Source organism: Chryseobacterium sp. PCH239 (assembly GCF_018924625.1).
Taxonomy (GTDB): Bacteria; Bacteroidota; Bacteroidia; order Flavobacteriales; family Weeksellaceae; genus Chryseobacterium; species Chryseobacterium cucumeris.
The window spans coordinates 1,821,282-1,841,446 of the sequence record NZ_CP073027.1 but is presented as its reverse complement, the minus strand read 5'-3'; the positions used below and the strand labels follow the sequence as shown (position 1 = coordinate 1,841,446).

The 20,165-nt window shown below is 37.8% G+C and carries 19 protein-coding genes and 1 tRNA gene; 13 read left to right on the top strand and 7 right to left on the bottom strand.

Annotated elements, in window-relative coordinates:
- The first annotated feature begins 66 nt into the window (after positions 1-66).
- The 7 genes from KBP46_RS08330 to KBP46_RS08300 all read left to right on the top strand — a co-directional run bounded on the left by KBP46_RS08330 (position 67) and on the right by KBP46_RS08300 (position 8,279).
- Positions 67-750, top strand: coding sequence for a TIGR02117 family protein (locus KBP46_RS08330; RefSeq protein WP_123278140.1), 684 nt, complete (start codon positions 67-69; stop codon positions 748-750).
- A gap of 3 nt (positions 751-753) precedes the next feature.
- Positions 754-1,401: a murein L,D-transpeptidase catalytic domain-containing protein gene (locus KBP46_RS08325; protein ID WP_120233019.1), complete on the top strand. Its 648-nt coding sequence runs from the start codon at positions 754-756 to the stop codon at positions 1,399-1,401.
- A 51-nt stretch (positions 1,402-1,452) separates the two neighbouring features.
- Positions 1,453-1,905, top strand: coding sequence for an SRPBCC family protein (locus KBP46_RS08320; RefSeq protein ID WP_216445114.1), 453 nt, complete (start codon positions 1,453-1,455; stop codon positions 1,903-1,905).
- A 390-nt stretch (positions 1,906-2,295) separates the two neighbouring features.
- A complete protein-coding gene (locus KBP46_RS08315) occupies positions 2,296-2,547 on the top strand; it encodes a hypothetical protein (protein ID WP_131797565.1) in 252 nt (83 codons plus the stop codon).
- Between the two features lie 60 nt (positions 2,548-2,607).
- Positions 2,608-3,696 carry an efflux RND transporter periplasmic adaptor subunit gene (locus tag KBP46_RS08310; protein ID WP_062676351.1) on the top strand — a complete coding sequence of 363 codons (1,089 nt, stop codon included), beginning with the start codon at positions 2,608-2,610 and terminating at the stop codon, positions 3,694-3,696.
- 28 nt (positions 3,697-3,724) lie between these two features.
- Positions 3,725-6,847 carry an efflux RND transporter permease subunit gene (locus KBP46_RS08305; RefSeq protein ID WP_062676350.1) on the top strand — a complete coding sequence of 1,041 codons (3,123 nt, stop codon included), beginning with the start codon at positions 3,725-3,727 and terminating at the stop codon, positions 6,845-6,847.
- Positions 6,828-8,279, top strand: coding sequence for a TolC family protein (locus tag KBP46_RS08300; protein WP_123278137.1), 1,452 nt, complete (start codon positions 6,828-6,830; stop codon positions 8,277-8,279). Before KBP46_RS08305 ends, KBP46_RS08300 begins: the two co-directional genes overlap by 20 nt.
- Positions 8,280-8,527: 248 nt before the next feature.
- On the opposite strand, the gene KBP46_RS08295 is transcribed toward KBP46_RS08300, so the two are convergent.
- Complete coding sequence (locus KBP46_RS08295; protein WP_047432903.1) at positions 8,528-8,950, bottom strand: cold shock domain-containing protein; 423 nt, start codon at positions 8,948-8,950, stop codon at positions 8,528-8,530.
- A gap of 685 nt (positions 8,951-9,635) precedes the next feature.
- Between KBP46_RS08295 and KBP46_RS08290 the strand changes: the two genes are divergently transcribed.
- Positions 9,636-10,391, top strand: a complete 756-nt coding sequence (locus KBP46_RS08290; protein ID WP_062676348.1) for an SDR family oxidoreductase — start codon at positions 9,636-9,638, stop codon at positions 10,389-10,391.
- 80 nt (positions 10,392-10,471) lie between these two features.
- Here the strand turns inward: KBP46_RS08290 and lgt are convergent, their stop codons facing one another.
- Positions 10,472-11,308 carry a prolipoprotein diacylglyceryl transferase gene (lgt, locus tag KBP46_RS08285; RefSeq protein ID WP_216445113.1) on the bottom strand — a complete coding sequence of 279 codons (837 nt, stop codon included), beginning with the start codon at positions 11,306-11,308 and terminating at the stop codon, positions 10,472-10,474.
- 184 nt (positions 11,309-11,492) lie between these two features.
- Here lgt and KBP46_RS08280 point away from each other — a divergent pair, with 184 nt between their 5' ends.
- Positions 11,493-12,188, top strand: coding sequence for a VIT family protein (locus tag KBP46_RS08280; protein ID WP_216445112.1), 696 nt, complete (start codon positions 11,493-11,495; stop codon positions 12,186-12,188).
- A 126-nt stretch (positions 12,189-12,314) separates the two neighbouring features.
- On the opposite strand, the gene KBP46_RS08275 is transcribed toward KBP46_RS08280, so the two are convergent.
- Complete coding sequence (locus tag KBP46_RS08275; protein WP_123278135.1) at positions 12,315-13,712, bottom strand: hypothetical protein; 1,398 nt, start codon at positions 13,710-13,712, stop codon at positions 12,315-12,317.
- 252 nt (positions 13,713-13,964) lie between these two features.
- Between KBP46_RS08275 and KBP46_RS08270 the strand changes: the two genes are divergently transcribed.
- Both KBP46_RS08270 and KBP46_RS08265 read left to right on the top strand, forming a co-directional pair.
- Positions 13,965-14,120: a hypothetical protein gene (locus KBP46_RS08270; RefSeq protein ID WP_216445111.1), complete on the top strand. Its 156-nt coding sequence runs from the start codon at positions 13,965-13,967 to the stop codon at positions 14,118-14,120.
- A gap of 507 nt (positions 14,121-14,627) precedes the next feature.
- Positions 14,628-15,887, top strand: coding sequence for a hypothetical protein (locus KBP46_RS08265; RefSeq protein WP_216445110.1), 1,260 nt, complete (start codon positions 14,628-14,630; stop codon positions 15,885-15,887).
- Positions 15,888-15,957: 70 nt separating this feature from the next.
- Here the strand turns inward: KBP46_RS08265 and KBP46_RS08260 are convergent.
- Positions 15,958-16,037: transfer RNA gene (locus tag KBP46_RS08260), tRNA-Leu, on the bottom strand.
- A 92-nt stretch (positions 16,038-16,129) separates the two neighbouring features.
- On the bottom strand, positions 16,130-16,897 hold the full coding sequence (locus KBP46_RS08255) for an MBL fold metallo-hydrolase (RefSeq protein ID WP_062671362.1): 768 nt from the start codon (positions 16,895-16,897) through the stop codon (positions 16,130-16,132).
- Positions 16,898-17,100: 203 nt separating this feature from the next.
- Here KBP46_RS08255 and KBP46_RS08250 point away from each other — a divergent pair, with 203 nt between their 5' ends.
- Positions 17,101-18,378: a TonB-dependent receptor gene (locus KBP46_RS08250; RefSeq protein ID WP_253297240.1), complete on the top strand. Its 1,278-nt coding sequence runs from the start codon at positions 17,101-17,103 to the stop codon at positions 18,376-18,378.
- 12 nt (positions 18,379-18,390) lie between these two features.
- Positions 18,391-18,840, top strand: coding sequence for a GAF domain-containing protein (locus KBP46_RS08245; protein ID WP_062671360.1), 450 nt, complete (start codon positions 18,391-18,393; stop codon positions 18,838-18,840).
- A gap of 52 nt (positions 18,841-18,892) precedes the next feature.
- On the opposite strand, the gene KBP46_RS08240 is transcribed toward KBP46_RS08245, so the two are convergent.
- Both KBP46_RS08240 and KBP46_RS08235 read right to left on the bottom strand, forming a co-directional pair.
- On the bottom strand, positions 18,893-19,360 hold the full coding sequence (locus tag KBP46_RS08240) for a cupin domain-containing protein (RefSeq protein ID WP_062671358.1): 468 nt from the start codon (positions 19,358-19,360) through the stop codon (positions 18,893-18,895).
- A gap of 39 nt (positions 19,361-19,399) precedes the next feature.
- Entirely contained in the window at positions 19,400-20,140 is a 741-nt protein-coding gene (locus KBP46_RS08235; RefSeq protein WP_216445109.1) for an ABC transporter substrate-binding protein, read from the bottom strand.
- Positions 20,141-20,165 lie beyond the last annotated feature (25 nt).

Sequence of the window (20,165 nt, the reverse complement as noted above, 5' to 3'; positions counted from 1 at the left end):
TAGCTAATTTTTCGATTAAAACAAATACTTTTACTAAAAATTAAAGATTAAATTTTATTAAAAAACATGACTGTGAAAACAATATTTATGTATCTCCTGAAAGTGATAGGAATTATTTTAGGGATTGTGATTATTTATGTCATCCTTGGGTTGTTGATTCCCTATATTCCTGTTTCCGCAAAAAATGATGGACAAAAGAAAGAAATTCCAATCTACATTTATACCAACGGAGTGCATACCGATATTGTAATGCCTGTGAAAAACGATTTGCAGGACTGGAGCCGGAAAATTCCTTTTGCCAATACAAAATCAAAAAGAACAGACTATCAGTATATAGGGATAGGATGGGGAGATAAAGGTTTTTATCTTGATACACCTACGTGGGCAGACCTGAAATTTTCAACAGCTATAAAAGCTGCATTCTGGCTAAGTGATTCAGCTATGCACTGTACTTATTATAATACGATGAAAGAAGGCGATGACTGTAAAATGATTATGATTAGCAGAAGTCAGTATGAAAATCTGGTGAAATATGTGGAAGATAAATTTGACAGAGATCAGAACGGAAATTTTATGCTGATCCCTACCAATGCTGTTTACGGTGATAACGATGCTTTTTATGATGCAAAAGGGACTTACAGCTTTCTGTATACCTGCAACACCTGGTCAAATAACGCTTTGAAGGCAGCAGGGCAAAAAGCCGCACTTTGGACTCCTTCTGATTTCGGAATCTTTCAGCATTATAAATAAAATATGAAAAAGGTTTTTTGGTTTTTCACCATCTTTTGGATCTGTTCATGTTCTCAGGAAAGGAGAAATAATACAATAAGAACGGTAGAAACATCAGTAGTTGCAGAAAAGAAACCTGAAGCTGATTTTTCTAAATTAAAAATAAAAGCAGAAGAAGCCCTGAAATTCTGTGCTTCAAAGAACCTCAGCAAAGATTTCTGTATTCTCATTGATATGAGCCTTCACTCCGGCGTTAACCGTTTTTTTGTCTGGGATTTTAAGAATAATAAGATTACTAAAAAATATCTGGTAGGGCATGGTTGCGGTTCCAATTCCTGGAGTAAAGATAATTCTAAAGCCAATCCGGGTTTCAGCAATGAAGATGGAAGCCACCTTTCATCTTTAGGAAAGTATAAATTGGAAGGAAGAGGCTACAGCGATTGGGGAATCAATATAAAATACCTTATGCACGGCCTTGAAGAAACCAACAGCAATGCTTTAAAAAGATATATTGTCTTTCATTCCTGGGATCTTATGAGCGATGAGGAAGTGTTTCCTGACGGATCTCCCGAAGGATGGGGCTGCCCGACTGTTTCCAACAATGCCATGAAAGAAATTGATCCGATGATTCAGAAATCGGGAAAACCAGTACTGATGTGGATCTATAATTAAATCTTTGTCATACATTTGTTTCACAACAATCAGATAAACTGATCCGGTCTTATGAAGCATACTCTTTTCCGTGAACAACAGCTCAATTGTGATATAGAAACCGCCTGGAAGTTCTTTTCCTCCGCAAACAATCTTTCAGAAATTACTCCGAAGGATATGGGCTTCGTCGTATTAACGGAAATGGAAGATGATGAAATCTTTGAAGGAATGCTCATCGATTATTATGTTTCTCCATTATTCGGTATCAAAATGAAGTGGCAGACGGAGATCACCCACGTAGATTTTCAGAAAAGTTTCATTGATTTTCAGAAAAAAGGTCCGTACAAACTATGGAACCACTATCATGAATTTATTTCCAATGAAGAAGGCGTATTGATGAAGGATACTATAGACTATGAACTTCCCATGGGATTTTTAGGTGAAATTGCCCACGGTCTTTTCGTGAAAAAGAAACTGGAACATATCTTTGATTATCGTTTCAGAATATTGAGTAAACTGTTCTAGATATTCAATAGAAACGGTTTATCATCCTGAGCTTAGATGAAGGGAGCCCGTTTAAAAACGATAACCCAAATTCCACTGGCTTTAGCCGAAACTTTAACGATTCCAATTAGATTCCTACGGAATTACAGACTGCATGAATAGACTTTGCATTCTATTTGTCATTCCGTAGGAATCCCAATACAAATAAATAAGATTATTCATCCATTGTTTAAGTTTTTTTAACAGTTCAATGGCCGAATTTTCCGGTAAAAATTCCTAATTTTGCCAAACTATCGTTTTTTACTTAAAAACTAATGTGTTCTGGTTGACATGGCAAGTCTGAGGTCATTTTTCTTATTCTATATCATACTGGTTTTTTCCCTTTTCAATTCGAATTGGGCGGAAAAATCATTGAGAAATATCCCTCATGTTCCTCCTGTAACCAACATTCATGTTCTGGATGTTTACGAAGAGGCAGATATGAATACGCATGCATTGCCTGCGGCTGCCAAAATTGTAAAACATTCTGTCAAAAAAAACGATACTGCCATTGCAGATTTTTCAGGAATTTTAAAAGCTATTCCCAAAGTTACGCTTCCTGAGATCGCAATTTCTATTATTTGTGGCGTTAAATCTTTTCTCCATCTCCTCCAGCTGTACTAGGTTTAAGTTTCTGAATACCAAATCATTTTTACGGAAATCTTATAACTTAAACATTTAAAAATGTATTTTAAAAACGTAATAATTTGCATTCTTGCAACATTATTCGCTGTGTCATGCAGTAAAGACAAGCAAAAAGACAATCAGAAAGACAAAGAAGTTCCCGTGCTGGAAATCAAGGAAAAAGACACCTTGGTGAGCAACCAGTTTGTTACTGATATCCAGGCTAAAAAAAATGTTGAAATGCGCTCCAGAATCGGAGGTATTATACAGCATATTTATGTAAATGAGGGACAATTTGTCCATCAGGGACAGGCTTTATTTAAAATTAATGATGCCGAACTTCAGATGGAACTCCTGAAAGCAAATGCAGCTTTAAAACAGACTGAAGCAGATGTTCGTATTGCAGAAGTAGAATTGAAGCAGATTCAGAGTCTTCATGCTAAAAAATTTGTTGCAAACAACGAACTGGAAATGGTAAAGGCTAAACTATCTTCTGCAAAAGCAAAACATGCCTTTGCCGATGCAGAAAAAAGAACCGTTCTTCAGAAAATAAGCTTTACAAGAATTACAGCACCTTTTGATGGAGTAATTGATGTAATTCCCCATAAAGACGGAAGTTTGGTGGAAAATGGAACATTGTTAACCACACTGTCCCAACTGAACGAAGTGTATGCCTATTTCTCCATTCCTGAAAACTTATATTTTGAGCTTTTAGCTAATGATAAGATCGGAAATCATCAAAAAATTGAATTGACGTTGCCTAATGGAGTTAATTATCAGTTCAACGGAGCTTTGAAAACAGCAGAAGGGGAAATAGACAGAACCACAGGTTCTATTCGTTATAAAGTGCTTTTCCCGAATCCGGACCGTTTGATCAAACACGGTACTTCTGGGAAACTTATCATTTCTGAGCAACAGAATAATGCGATCCTTATTCCACAAAAATCTACCTTTTCCATTCAGGATAAAACCTATGTTTTTGTGGTAGATAAACAGAATAAAGTGAAAATGACCAACATTAAGATCGGAACTACTTTAAGAGATTCTTATATGGTAGAAAGCGGGCTTAAAAAAGGAGATTTAATCATTTATGAAGGGACTCAGTCTTTGAAAGATGGTGATATTATCAAAATCAAAAAGAAGTATTAACCTTTCATAATCTTTAAATCAACTAACTATGGTAGAAATGTTTATAAGACGAAAGGTTCTTTCGTTGGTTATTTCCATATTATTTGTATTGCTGGGAATTATGGCGTTGCTGAAAATGCCAATCACTCAGTTTCCCGATATTGTACCGCCTTCAGTAACCGTTACAGCAAAATATACAGGAGCGAATGCCGAAGTGTCTGCCAATGCGGTAGCGCTGCCTTTGGAACGTGCGATCAATGGAGTGCCGGGGATGACGTACATGTCCACGGTAACCTCCAATGACGGTCTTACCCTTATTCAGGTGTTCTTTGAAGTAGGAACAGATCCTGATGTGGCTGCAGTAAACGTTCAGAACAGAGTAACGACTATTCTTGATGAACTTCCCGAAGAGGTAATCAGAGCCGGAGTAACTACTGAAAAAGAGGTGAACAGTATGCTGATGTACCTTAACATCACCAGTGCAGATCCGAGCCAGGATGAACAGTTCATTTATAACTTTACGGATATCAACGTCCTTCAGGAGCTGAAACGTATTGATGGAGTAGGGCGTGCTGAAATTATGGGGCAGAAAGAGTACTCCATGAGAGTTTGGCTGGATCCTCAGAAAATGGCAGCTTATAATATTTCAGCAGATGAGGTAATCACTTCCCTGCAAAAACAGAATATTTCCGCTGCGCCTGGAAAAGTAGGTGAAACCTCTGGTAAAACCTCCAGTCAGCTTCAGTATGTAATCAAATATAAGGGAAAGTTTTTTGAGCCTAAGCAATATGAAGAAGTTCCTATCAGATCTGACGTGGATGGAACTATTTTAAAGCTTAAAGACATTGCTAAAGTGGAATTCGGAGCCATGAACTACGGAATGGTTTCCAAAACAGACGGAAGACCTTCTGCGTCGATTATGATGAAACAACGTCCCGGTTCCAATGCTTCCGAAGTGATCGAAAGCGTAAAAGCAAAAATGGAAGAATTAAAAGTTACCTCTTTCCCTCCCGGAATGGAGTATAACATGGCTTATGATGTTTCCCGATTCCTGGATGCTTCCATCAGTGCAGTACTGACAACCCTTATTGAAGCCTTTATTCTGGTAGGAATTGTAGTATTTATCTTCCTTCAGGACTGGCGTTCCACATTAATTCCTGTACTGGCTGTACCGGTAGCATTGGTAGGAACTTTTGCGTTCATGAATATGCTGGATTTCTCTGTGAACCTTTTAACATTGTTTGCATTGGTTCTGGCCATCGGAATTGTGGTTGATAATGCCATTGTCGTCGTTGAAGCCGTTCACGTGAAAATGGAAGAAGGAATGAATGCGATGGATGCCACCATCAGTGCCACTAAAGAAATTGCAGGAGCTGTAGTAGCGATTACGATCGTAATGTCTGCTGTATTTATTCCTGTAGCTTTCCTGGATGGCCCGGTGGGTGTATTTTACCGTCAGTTTTCATTAACGCTGGCCATCAGTATCGTGATTTCTGGGGTGAATGCATTGACACTTACTCCGGCACTTTGTGCTATTATTTTAAAACCTCATGACCACAATAAGAAGAAAACGATCATCGACAGGGCTTTCCAGAGTTTCAATACTGGTTTTGAAAGACTGACAAATGGCTATGTAGGTATTTTATCAAAATTTGCTACAAGAACTACGGTAACTTTCGGACTGCTGTTTTTATTTGTCGGACTTACTTTCGTGACCAGCAAATTCCTGCCGACCGGATTTATTCCAATGGAAGACCAAGGAATGGTGTATGTAAGTGTAACGACTCCACAGGGAGCAACAGTAGAAAGAACAGAAAAAGTACTGGATGAAGTTACCGTTATTGCCAAGAAGATCAAAGGAGTGGAAAACGTGACCACGCTTGCAGGGTACAGCATCGTAACTGAAATTGCAGGTTCTTCTTACGGAATGGCGATGATTAACCTTAAAGACTGGAAAGAAAGGAGTATTTCAGTGAATGATCTGATCTCAGAACTTTCAGACAAAACAAAAAGCATTGCAGATGCGCAGATTGAGATTTTTGCACCACCAACGGTTCCGGGGTTCGGTAATACCAGCGGTTTTGAATTGCGTCTGCTGGACAGAACCGGAGGAACGATTGAAAATACAGATAAGATCACGAAGGATTTTGTTAAGAAATTAAACGAAGCTCCTGAACTGCAGAACAACTTTACCAGCTTTGATGCTACTTTCCCGCAATACATGATCAATGTAGATTATGATATGGCAGCGAAGAAAGGAGTATCGGTAGACAACGCCATGTCTACCCTACAGACCATGTTGGGATCTTATTATGCCACGAATTTTATCCGCTTCAGCCAGATGTATAAAGTAATGGTCCAGGCGAGTCCGGAACACAGAGATACCCCGGAAAGCATTCTGAATTTATATCTAAAAAATGATAAAGGTGAAATGGTTCCTTTCTCAACTTTCATCACTATCGAGAAGGTATATGGCCCTGAAGTACTGACAAGGTACAATATGTATATGTCTGCGATGATCAACGGAGAGCCCGCGGACGGTTACAGTTCCGGAGATGCCATTGAAGCGGTAGAACGTGTAGCCAAAGAAACCCTGCCAAGAGGATTCGATATTGAATGGTCGGGGATGACAAGAGAAGAAATCTTATCAGGCAACCAAACCGTTTATATCTTCGCGATCTGTCTTTTATTTGTGTATCTTTTATTAGCAGCACAATATGAAAGCTTCCTTCTTCCGATGCCTGTATTATTAAGTCTTCCGACAGGAATTTTCGGATCTTACATTGCATTGGTGGCTGCAGGGCTGGATAATAATATTTATGCACAGGTAGCATTAGTCATGCTGATCGGTCTTCTGGCAAAAAATGCCATCCTGATCGTAGAATTTGCGGTAGCAAGAAACAAACAGGGATTTGATATTGTTCCGGCAGCTATTGAAGGCGCAAGGCAACGTCTGAGGCCAATTCTGATGACTTCTTTTGCATTTGTAGCAGGGCTTATTCCTCTATGTATTGCATCAGGAGCCGGAGCCATCGGTAACCGTTCTATCGGTACGGCAGCAGCAGGAGGAATGCTGATAGGAACGATCTTCGGACTGGTCGTGATTCCGGGACTGTATATATTCTTTGCAAAACTTGAAAATAAGAAGAAAGATGAAAAGATTAAATCATAGAAATATATTGTATGGAATAGCGTCACTGAGCCTGGTTTCGTGTGCTGTTCCCAAAGTAACGGAGTTGAAAAAAGCTCAGGAATTACCTGAAGAGATTCTTAAAGCTGATAAAAATAAATCTCCGGATGAATTCCAGCAGATCAACCTGAAAGCTTATTTTACAGATCCAAACCTGCTTGAACTTTTCGATAAAGTAGTTCAGGCTAATCCTGATTTTCAGATTGCCCAGCAAAGAGTGGAGATTGCCAACAGTTTCCTTCAAAGGTCAAAGATGGATCTATTGCCATCTCTTGAAGTGGGAGTACAGGCTTCCGGTGACCACTACGGAAAATATACAATGGAAGGCGTTGGAAACTATGATACCAATCTTTCCCCTAATATTACGGAAAATCAGAAAATTAACCGGGATTTTACTCCAAATTACTGGCTGGGAGCAAGAAGCAGCTGGGAAATTGACGCCTGGGGAAAGCTGAAAAATAAAAAGATTGCTGCTCAGAAGAAATATCTTGCTTCAACGGAAGGATTGAGGTTGCTGCAAGTAGAGCTTTTCACGGATATTGCGAATCTCTATTATCAGCTGGTTGCTTTAGATAACCGTCTTGCGATTTATCAGAAAAACTATAAACTTCAGCAAAGAGCCTTTGAAATTGTTCTGGCTCAGCGTGAAGTGGGAAAAGCCACGGAATTGGCAGTTCAGCAGTTCAAAGCTCAGAATAACAACTGGCTGGCAGAGATTGAACATATCAGAGTAGAAATTGTTACGGTAGAACAGGCAATCACTACTTTAACAGGAAGCTACGGTGGAGAGGTAAAACGCGGAAAAATACTGATGCCTACCAATATGGAAGTCTTGAATAAAACCATTAATGTAGAAAATGTGATTCATTCCAGACCGGATGTTGCTGCCAATTATTATGTTCTGGAAGCTTCTCAGGCTGATGCGAAGGCAGCAAGAGCTGCTTTTTATCCTAAAATTGATCTGGGAGCAGGTTTCGGATTGAATTCTTTTTCTGTGGAAACATTTTTCAAACCAAGTTCTCTTGCCGGGCAGCTGTTGGGAGGATTAATGGTTCCTGTTTTCAATAAAGGACAGCTGAAATATGAATTTAAGGTAGCCAGCAAAGAACAGGAAATTGCTTTTTTAAACTATCAGAAAAGTATTACCACTGCTTTTAATGAACTTCAGTCTATTTTGAAACAGACTAAGATCTATGAGCGTGTCTTAAAGCTTAAATCAGAAGAAGTTGGTTTCCTTGACCGTGGTGTTGAGGTTTCCAACGATCTGTATCTCACAGGATATGCTAATTATTTTGAACTGATCAATTCTCAGAAGAGCAAATTAACTGCTGAACTGGATTTACTGCAGTTTCAGCATCAGAATACCAGAAATAACGTCCTGCTGTTTAAAGCACTGGGAGGGAAACTGGATTAATTTTTACTTTTTTTACGATGAAGGAAGCTGTCTCTTTAGGCAGCTTCTTTTATGTTTTATAGGATTCTACGGATTCCCGTAATGATAATTGAAATAATTCCAGGATCTTGCATACAATCTAACTTTTATAAGTTGAGTTAACTTTTTTTATATGTCCCTAAAAAAAGAGACTGTCCTAATGGGCAGTCTCTTTGTATATGGTTTAAAATGAATCTGCTTTCAGGGCAGAAACACTTTATAAGTACATATTATTTAACAAGCTGAATTTCAACAGCAGAAAATCCTTTAGGAGATTTCTCTTTTTCAAAAGATACCTTATTTCCTTTTTTCACCGGCTCTGCACAGTTGTTATTGTGGAAGAAAATGTTTTCTTTGGAATTATCTTCCGTAATGAAACCATATCCTTTTTCACTCAGGAAAGTAACAATTCCTGTTTTTCTTGGATCTTCCTCAATGATAGGTGCAGCACCCAATTGAATGTCATCAAGATTTACTTCCTGTCTTTGTTCAGGTGGAGTAGATGTTAATCTTCCGAATTCGTCTACATACATGAAGACATCTTCTGCTCCTTTGTTGTTGTTCGTTTTACGTTCTTCGCGTCTTAGCGCCTTTTCTTTTTGCTTTTGAATTTTTTTCTTGAAATTTTCCTTTTTAGAAAAAGAATCTGCCATAAATTATTTTTAGTATTTAGTTTCTATAAATTAATGAGTTCAAACTGGTCTGTTAGACCCCTATAAAGCCTGGCTATGTTTTCTGTCCTGGATAATCCCAATCATACAGAGCTTTAAAATTCCGACAAGTATTGTTCTTTAATAGAAGAATAAAAGTTAAAAAGATGGCTGCTCAAAAGGCAAAGACTGAATAAAAAATATTCGGGTCGTTACAGAAAACAAAGTAAAGACTTGGTTTATAATATGCAAATATACAACAATAAAATGAATAATCAGGATTTAAATGATTGATTATCAGAAATGGTTTTAAGTGACACTTTATATCTGTAGGAAGAGTATAAAGTAAGTTGTGATAATTGTATAAAAAAATCCTCAGAAACCTGAGGATTATAAAAAAATATATTAAAAATGAAGTGGTGGTGCGTGATACGGGAGGAAGGTATCAAATGTTATGCCTAAAATTGATGCGTGTTTGTGAATTATACAAAAGTGTTTAACAGAAATGGCATGTGCCAAAGCGTATCTGGTTGGTAAATAACATTCTATTAAAAACTATTGTTTACATAAAATAATAAACATTTTTCTTTTGGTTTAAAAATAATAAATAGAAATTCCCGAAAATTTCACCATGTTGAGGCGGTTTTTATTATTGATCTTTGTCTCATTAATATTTAAATATAAAAACATGTCAACACAAAATGTACAAGGAAAAGTTGTTTTAATTGCTGGAGGAGGTAAAAATTTAGGAGGACTCTTAAGCAGAGATTTTGCATCCAAGGGGGCAAAGCTGGCCATCCATTACAACAGCGAAAGTTCAAAAGCCGAAAGCGAAAAAACACTGGCTGAAGTGCAGGCTTTAGGAGCTGAAGCATTTTTATTTCAGGGAGATCTTACCAAAGTAGATCATATCACGAAGTTTTTTGACGAAACTATTTCCCGCTTCGGAGGAATTGATATTGCAATCAATACTGTAGGGATGGTACTTAAAAAGCCATTTTCCGAAACGACGGAGGCTGAATATGACACCATGTTCAATGTAAACTCGAAATCTGCGTATTTCTTTTTACAGGAAGCGGGTAAAAAACTAAACAATCACGGAAAAATCTGTACGATTGTTACTTCATTGCTGGCAGCGTACACAGGATTGTATTCTACGTATGCAGGAGCAAAAGCACCGGTAGAGCATTTTACAAGAGCGGCTTCCAAGGAATTTGGAGCAAGAGGTATCTCTGTAACGGCAGTAGCGCCAGGTCCTATGGATACTCCTTTCTTTTACGGGCAGGAAACTGACGATGCGGTCGCTTATCATAAGTCTGCATCCGCATTGGGAGGTCTTACCGATATTAAAGACATCGCTCCGCTGGTAGAATTCCTGGTAACAGAAGGCTGGTGGATTACCGGGCAGACGATATTTGCCAACGGCGGATACACAACAAGATAGTATTTGTAATTCCATTTAAAAAAGAAACTCACTGAAAACAACTTTCAGTGAGCTTTTTTATGGTAAAAGAAATAAGGAAATCAAGTGGTTTTAACCTTTCCTTTCTCCAGTATACTTTTGATCATAAAGAATAATCCGAGAAGAACAAATGGAATACTCAGAAGCTGTCCCATATTTAAGCTCATTCCATGTTCGAATTCTACCTGATCCACCTTGATAAATTCAATCAGGATTCTCATAATGAAGATCAGCAGAATGCTTATTCCGAAATAAAATCCTTTTCCGATCTTAAAAATATTCTTCTTATAAGTAAAATACACCGCAAGGAAAATAATAAAATAAGAGATGGCCTCATAAAGCTGGGCAGGATGTCTCGGAAGATCATCCACCTGACGGAATATAAAAGCCCATGGAACATCAGTAGGAATTCCTATAATTTCAGAATTCATAAGATTAGCCAGTCTGATGAAAGTACCACCCAACGGAAGTACAATTGCTATAGCATCCAGAACCGTCATGAACGGGATAGAGTATTTTCTTGCATAGATGAGAAGCATAATGACCAGACCTATACCGCCACCATGACTGGCAAGACCTGCAAATCCCGTAAAATGATAGACACCATCCGGCCCTTTCTGAATCGGTAAAAATATTTCAAGCGGATACTGTGAATAATAATCAAAATCGTAAAAAAGGCAGTGTCCCAGCCTTGCACCCACCAGAATTCCGATCAGGGCATAGGAGAATAAAGCCTCATGTGCCTGAGTGCTGAGACCTTCTTTTTTATAAATTCTTTTTAAAATATTGAGTGATAAAACAAGTCCCGCAAGGAATAATAATCCGTAATATTTTATGGGAAGTCCTAAGATATTGACGATTTCGGGATTAATATCCCAGTTGATGTATAATAAATTCATTGCCGCAAAGATAAGAAAATAGGATTTTCTGAACAGAATGGTGATGCTTTATAACGGTATATTTTGATTTATAGCGTATTACATACTGTCACGGAAGAAAACTATGCCTATAAGAATGAATATAATTTAAAATGATTCTTGATGAAATATTGGGTAACTTTAACCTACCACCAAAATAAAAGTTATGTATCATCCACTGGAGAAACATTATGTAAACAGGGTAGGCTGGCTTCGTGCAGCGGTATTGGGCGCGAATGACGGTTTGTTATCTACTACAAGTATCGTTATAGGAGTTGCGGCTGCAGAGCCGGAGCGTCATATCATTATTCTTGCTGCATTAGCAGGGATGATTGCCGGGGCAATGTCTATGGCAGCGGGTGAATATGTTTCTGTAAGTTCTCAGGAGGATACAGAAAAAGCAGATTTACTCCGTGAAAAACGCGAGCTTGAAGAAATGCCCGAAATAGAGCTCAGAGAATTGGCCAAAGTATATGAAAAAAGAGGTTGTACTAAAGAAACAGCCATGCAGGTAGCTATTGAACTTACAGAGCACGATGCTTTGGGAGCACATGCCCGTGATGAACTCGGAATTAATGAAATAACGCAGGCTAAACCTTTGGTAGCAGCAATGGCTTCATTCGGCTCATTTGCGGTGGGAGCCTTATTGCCATTTTTGGTGTCTCTTTTGGCTCCTCTTAAAGAAATGGTGTATTTCCAATATGGCTTTTCAATTATATTTTTAATGCTTTTAGGGGCAATCTCTGCCAGAGCAGGAGGTTCCAGTATTAAAATAGCTGTATTGAGGATTTGTTTCTGGGGAACCGTGGCGATGGGAATTACAGCATTTGTGGGGCATATTTTTGGAGTCAATGTAACGTAAAGACTAAAAACAGATTATTTAAATAAAAATATGACCACCTGTGTTTTGCAAGTGGTCTTTTTCTATTTGTGTTGATAGAATTTTGCCTGAAAAGGTAAATGGGAACTTTTACCTTTTTTCAATGGATTAATCAATACGAACGACGTTGATTGTAAACGGAGCTATAATATTGGTTGAATTGGGTGTTGATCCGAAAGTAAGTGCCTGAAATGAAAGAACCTGACCTGCATTCATTTTTAGTAATGTAGTATTTGTGCACGTAACAAATGAGGGTGCCCCGGACGCTTCAGGCAGGGAAACTTTAGTATTGGTAAATGACTGCTGAATCCCGTTCAGACTAATCTGGGCATATCCTAAATACCCGTCTCCACCATCTTCTGTTGCTCCTCTTTGAGGATAATTAATTACAAAATCAACCTTATATAATCCTGTTGCAGAAGCAGTAAAAGTATTACCCGTCATTTCACTGAGATTATCAAAAGTTTTTGCTGATGTTGCTGTATTTACAAAAGTATTGTTTGTTGTAATGACTACTATTCCGGTACCTCTTGCAGCGCTGATGCTTGATGAGTTTTGTAATTGTACAACACCTGTACTGTTCACGGTTAAGCTTCCCGCAGTTCCTGAAGAAGTCTGTAACCCTTCCAGTCTTATTGGGTTCGTAGCATTAATGTGGAGTTTATTGGTTGCTGAAGATGTTCCGATTCCTACATTTCCTGATATGGGATTGATTCTCATTCTTTCAATCAAACCGCCTCCGGTAGAATTTCCAATGTAAAAATCTTCTTCCGAACCATTAGTGAGTGTTGAACCTGTTCTTACAGATCCTAATGCCCAGTTTCCGCCTCCTGAAGAAGGTCCGTTATTGGTAAAACCAAGCAATGAAAAATTTCCTGTGGCCAAAGCAGAAGTGTTTCTTAAAGTAACAATTCCGTATTGGTTGGTTCCTGCAGTAGCATCAATCAGATTGTATCGGTTTGAAACTGGAGTGGTGGACACTACATGGAATCTTGTTTCAGGAGAGCTTGTTCCCAATCCGACTCTGTGATTGGCTCCATCTACAGAGAATGTAGTACCGTCAATAGAGAATCCATTGTTGGCGGTGGTTGTAAATGTCAGAGTATTGGAGTTTTGAGTCACAACTCTGTTACCTGAAAGACTTCCGTCTGTATTGTAAAGATTCATGGCAAAAGGAACCCATTGAAATCCGGTAAAATAATAATATCCGATGCTGTCAATGCTGCCAACTTCTGCTATACTCGGCGTCGTACCGGTGGGTGAAGTAACGTCTGTGATATAAACAATAGCCCCTTTCTGATCAATACCATAAGTTCCGAAGTCTTTTGATGCTAATTGTTGCTTGGAAACTCTGGGAGGAAGAATACCATCCCTCATATTGGTGTTTGTACTTCCTACAACATCTAAAGTTGCCTGTGGATTGGCGGTGTTAATCCCTACCTGTGCATGTGTAATTACGATTGTACTGCATAACGTGATCAGAGAATAAAAACGTTTAATTTTCATATTTAAGTTTATTTTAGTTTTTATTTTGTCGGTGTTTGTATTTTAAAATAAATGATTTTAATAAAAAAATGATGAACTAAGCCACAAATTTATTTTTATTTTAGGTCTTATGATTACGTATAAATACTGCATTGTATGAAAAAATGCCAGCTGAAGTAGTTTTTTTTGTAAGGATGGCGTGTATTTGTGTTGGAATATGAGCTTTCAGTTCCCGAACATCCTTCGTTAATATTCACACACCGGGAACTGTTAATGAAGTATCAGTATATTATATTTGTAACCCACCTTCAAGCTTTCCGTGAAAATACAGAAGTAATGGTGAGCGGCAAGGTTAGAAAATCAAAAATACAGCCTGATATAGCAGGATATACTTATTATGAATTAGAAATTGAAGAATTTAAATTTTAACCAGCTTTATGTTAATAACTTGTTTTTATAAAAGTCTTATTGCTTTTTACTGTTTCTTTTTGGGCTTCTCTTAAAAAATGGTGTATTTACAGTATGGATTTTCAATTATATTTTTAATGTTTTTAGGGATAGTTTCTGGCAGAGTCGGTGGTTCCGGTATTACAATAGCCGTATTGAGGATTTGTTTCTGGGGAATTGTGCGATGGGAATTACAGCTTTAGGAGGAAAGCTTTTTGGAGTAAGTGTAACATAAATTTTTACTAGGATATGGTTAATTGTTAGTAAATCATTAATTGTTGAAATATTTAAATATGAAGGTCTTTGTCTTTTGATTTACAGGTGTTTATGTGTAGTGATGTATGTTCGATATGCTCTTGATGTATTTGTGATGTATTGGTAATTTTAATCTGAATGTTGGTTTGTACTTAATTTTGGTTACGAATCATTTAAAACCAATTTTATGAGAAAAAATTACTACCCTTGACTTTATTATTTACTTTTTGTAAAATGTATTCACAAGTAGGAGTTAACACAACCACTCCTGCTGCTACATTTGATATTACTGCCAAGAATGCTACAGGTGCTTCTACCAATGTGGATGGTGTTTTAATTACCCGTTTAGATCGGCAGAGAGCCCAGAGTATGACTGGAGTTCCTGTTTCAACCTTAGTTTACGTAAACAGTATTGCTACCGGATCACAAACGGGAAATGCTATCAATATTGATACTGTTGGTTACTATTATTATAATGGAACAGCGTGGGTAAAACTTCATAATCCAACCAATTCAATAGCTGCTAATATTTACAATGCGGATGGTACCCTTACCGGTAACCGTACCGTTTCGCAGGCAGGTAATACATTAGCATTTACCGGAACAGCTACCAATGCTTTTTCAGTAGATAACACAACCTTTTCAGTAGATGCCGCTAACAACCGCGTTGGTGTGGGTACATCTTCACCGGATACCAAATTGACGATCAGTACACCTGATGGCTCTTTCGGATTGAATCACACCAATGGTACAATCAACCTGAAAACGTACATTGGAAGTGGGGCTGGTTATTTGGGAACCACTACAGCAAATGATCTGAGCCTGATTACCAACAATACGGTAAGAATGACCGCCACTTCCACCGGGAGTGTAGGGGTTGGGACGCCTACTCCAAGCGCAACGCTTGATGTTCTTAGTAAAGGGGCTACTAGTGCAACCAAAGCCCTGGAGATTAATGATAATACGAATAAAGAATTATTACAGGTGGCAGATGACGGAACGGTTCGTCTTGAGAAATACAAAGATATCGGGGTATTAGGGACTGATGCTAACGGCTATCTGGTAGATGGAAGCAACCTGAATATCCCTGCTATTGCTACAGTAGGTTTTGCTAATACATCTGCTAATCAGACAGCAAATACTCCTTATTTAGTAGCTTTTACGATTAATAAAAATAATACCGCCAATGTAACCTATAGTAGTGGCAATTTTACCATAAATAAAGCAGGATATTATAATTTTTCAGTTTTTGTAAAATATGACATCTCCATGAACTCCCCAACAGGAGGATCTGCTAAAACAGAGATCTTTAAAAACGGTACTGCGTTTACATATAGTCTTTCGGGGCATGGGGATGGAACAACAGATATAGGACATAACGTGGCAGGAACACAGTTTTTTAATGTTGGAGATGTTGTTAAAGTTACAGCGGTTTATACCAGAACTTTTAGAATAACTCAGGGATCAATAACTATTGTATATTATGGTACTTAGTGCAGTGTTTCATTGAGTATAATATGTAAATAAAAACCTCTGAAAATCAAATGATTTCAGAGGTTTTTTGTACCCAGGACCGGGATCGAACCGGTACTCCTAAGAACTGGTGTTTGAGACCAGCGCGTCTACCAATTCCGCCACCTGGGCTTGATGTTGATTTCAAACGTTATGTTTGTTTCAAATTGGTGTGCAAATATAGGAACTTTTTTCAATGTTCAAAAGCTTTTGAAGATTTTTTTTTAAAAATTAAATTCCAAACCATCGTAGGCAAGGTGTATTCCGGCCGGAAGCTCCTTATCTTCAATGTCATGCAGCCCCAGGTGATGGCTGATGTGGGTTAAAAATAATTTTTTAGGTTTTAGCTCTTCAAATAATTTAATAACATCCGGAAGGATAAAATGGGCAGGATGGGGATCAAATTTTCTGATGCAGTTTAAGATCAGAATGTCAAGATCCTTCAGTTTTTCCTTCTCCGTTTCAGAAATAAACCCGGCATCCGTAATGTAAGCCAGCTTTTTAAACTTATATCCGAAAACAGTAATTTTATAGTGAATCACCTCCACAGGAGTGATTTCTGTGTCCAATACCTCAAAAGGCTTATTTTCTATTTCGTGTAGCTCAAAAGCGGGTGCACCGGGATACCTTACGTCAGCAAAAGCGTAAGGAAATCTGTTTTTTATCTCATGAGCCACTCTTGAATAGCAGTAGAGCGGTACATCTTTTCCACTTTTAAAAATCAGGGGCCGCATATCATCCAGACCGATCACGTGGTCATTATGTTCATGGGTAATTAGTGCAATGTCTACGGTATGTTCATGGTTGGTAAGCATTTGCTGCCTGAAATCCGGGCCGCAGTCGATCAGTATTTTTTTATTTTCTTCCGTAGTAATCATTACGGAAGAACGCAAACGTTTGTCTTTGGGATTTTCTGAAGTACACACTTCACATGTACAGCCTATAACGGGTACACCTTGAGAAGTACCGGTTCCTAAAAATTTCAACTTCATTTTGTTTTGAGGTTGGTTTAATTTTGGTAAATTTACAAAAAATTTCACGTCCTAATGTATCAGAAACTAACTCCTAAACAAAAGCATTAACAATTAATCTAGATCCTACTATTTATGGTACTTTCGCAGAAATTGGAGCCGGGCAGGAGACTGTTCGCCACTTTTTTAGAGCAGGGGGAGCTTCCGGTACGATTGCTAAGGCAATGTCTGCTTATGACAAAGATTTTAGTGATGCCATCTACGGAAAAGAAGTAAAAAACAGGTACGTAACCCAAAACAGGCTTCGCAAAATGCTTCGATATGAAGTCGCTTTGATTGAAGAGAGAATTTCAAGAGATAATAATCCTGACAGGAAATTCTTTTCTTACGCCAATACGGTAACGACCATCAATTTTGATAAAACGGTAAAAGGCCACGGCTGGGTAGGAATCCGTTTTCAGACCAAAGAAAATGAAGATTATAATGAGATCGTTATCCACGTAAAATTCAAAGAAAATGATGCTACACTTCAGCAGGAAACCTTAGGAAACCTCGGAGTAAATCTTATTTTTGGAGCCTTTCATTATTTTGACAATCCAAGAACTTTAGTAGAATCTCTTTATGATGATATTGCAAAAGATAATCTGGAAATTGATATGATCGACTTCAGCGGACCTGCTTTTGCCTATGTTGATAACAGACTGATGTCTCTTCAATTGGTAAAGAATGGAATGACGGATGCGGTAATTTTCAATTCTCAAGGAAACAATATGCTTCCTGCAGATGTTTTGTACAAGAAAAATATTTTCGCGGTAAGAGGAAGTTTCAGACCAGTAACGAAAGTGAACATTGACATGCTTAAAAATGGTATGGATATGTTCTTCAAAGATGCTACCTGTACCCACGAAGAAACGGAGGTCCTTATTGAAATCACCATTTCCAATCTGAGAGCAGACGGAGATATTGATGAAAGGGATTTCCTGGATAGAGTAGACATTCTTGGAAAACTGGGGTACACCGTTATTATTTCAAACTTCTCTGAATATTACAGACTGATTGATTACTTCGCATCTTACACAAGTGGAGACATCGGAGTCGCCATGGGAGTAAATAATATGCTGATGGTATTCGATGAGAAATATTATAAAAATCTCTCAGGAGGAATTCTTGAAGCATTCGGTAAGTTTTTCAGAAACGGAATGAGAGTGTATCTGTATCCTTACAAAGATCCGGAAACTCATCAGCTGTTGGATTCTTCCAACCTGAAGGTAGAAGAAAATCTGAAAGAATTATACAAATACTTCAAACACAACAACCGTATCGTAGATATTACCAACTATAATCCTGAGTTTTTGGAAATTTATTCCAGAGAGATATTGAGAAAAATTGCATGTTGTGTGAAAGGCTGGGAAACTCAGGTTCCGGAAGGCGTAGCAGAAATGATTAAAGAGCGTGGAATGTTCGGATATAAAGAAGAGCTTTCCCTAAAACAATTCTCTTAAAATATAAATACAATGTCAGAATTAAAGAAAAGACTTTCCTCAATTCTTGAAAGTCCCAAACATAATACAGAAGAAAAACTTGAAAAAGTCTGCCACCTGTTGGATCAGGAGATTCCTTACTTCAACTGGACAGGTTTCTATTTCAAAAACGGAGATAAGGATGAATTGATTTTAGGCCCTTATGTAGGAGCGCCAACAGATCATACTATTATTCCTTACGGTAAAGGAATTTGTGGCCAGGTTGCTGTTTCCAATGAAACATTTGTAGTTCCTGATGTACACGAAGAAAGCAATTATTTAAGCTGTTCAATTGATACAAAAGCAGAAATTGTAGTTCCGATTTTTAAGGATGGAAAAAATATCGGTCAGATCGATATTGATTCTCACACCATTGATCCTTTCACGCAGGAAGACCGTGAATTATTAGAATGGCTTTGTAATGAAGTTTCTAAGATTTTATAATCAAAACTTACTATAAAAAAATAAAAACTCCGGCTATATCAGCCGGAGTTTTTTATGGATTGTTGGTGGTAATCACAAACATAATTAAAGGTTCATCTCCAGTGTTTTCAACAGAATGATATCCTACAGAACTGATCGCTGTAATATCGCCTTTCTGCAGCACTTTCCTGCGTATTGCTCCTTCTGTTCCTGTTCTTTCACGATATTCTCCGGTTCCATGCACTACAACGTACAATTCCTGTTCATTTCTTAGATTGTGCGTGTGGAATCCAGATTCATCTCCTTTATTCAGTAAAACCATGTAGGCCGCCAGGCGGTTATTGGCCAGTTCTTCCTGATCAAACATCTGTATCATATAAACCGTTCCCTTTCCTCCATACATATTTTCACGTTTTTCTAAACGGGTGATGGTTCTTTCTTCCTTTCCAAATGCCATTACATAAAGATTGATGTATTTTAAAACCTCCTGCATAACATGATTGAATTCTGTTCCTTCAGATAGTATAACTGTACCAGACATGTGAATTGAATATTTAAAGTGTAAAGATGAGGTGAAAAACTAACCTTGCTGCATTGAATGAATTTCTGTGAGAAGTTCTTTAAAATAATTCTCACATTTGGCAATATGGGTTCCATACCAGGAAAAGGCTTCACCATCTACAATCATTATCTTTTTATCAGGATAGAAGACCTGCAGTTCTTCAATATGTTTTTCTTTAAACGGAAAAGGTTCGGATGAAAGCATAATGACGTCTGCCTCTACCAGATCTTCAGTGGTAATTTGTGGATAACGGGTTTTGTCTTTAAAAATATTTTCAAAACCAATTTCAGATAAAATTCTGTGGATGAAAGTATCTGATCCAATGGTCATATAAGGATTTTTCCAGATAAGATAAGCTGCTTTTACAGGAGATTCCAGTTTTGCCTGATTCAGAACATCATAAATTTTAAGATTGAAAAGCTGTGCTCTGTCTTCCTTTCCAAAAAGTTTTCCGAGGTTTTTAAGCAGGTAATAATTATCCTCAATGGTATCAATATTGGTGACCATTACCTTGTGATCATCCATCAGAGCTTCCACCTGATCTTTTACATTCTCTTCCTTATTGGCAAGAATAAGATCCGGCTGTAATGCTTTAATTTTTTCAATATTAATATTCTTAGTTCCGCCGATTATGGGTACATTTTTTATTTTATCCTGAGGATGGATACAGAATTTGGTTCTTCCTACCACTTCATTTTCGGTCAGTCCAAGGTCGAATAAAGCCTCAGTAATAGAAGGTACAAGTGAAACGATTTTCATATTGGCATGTTAGATGATGCCTAAA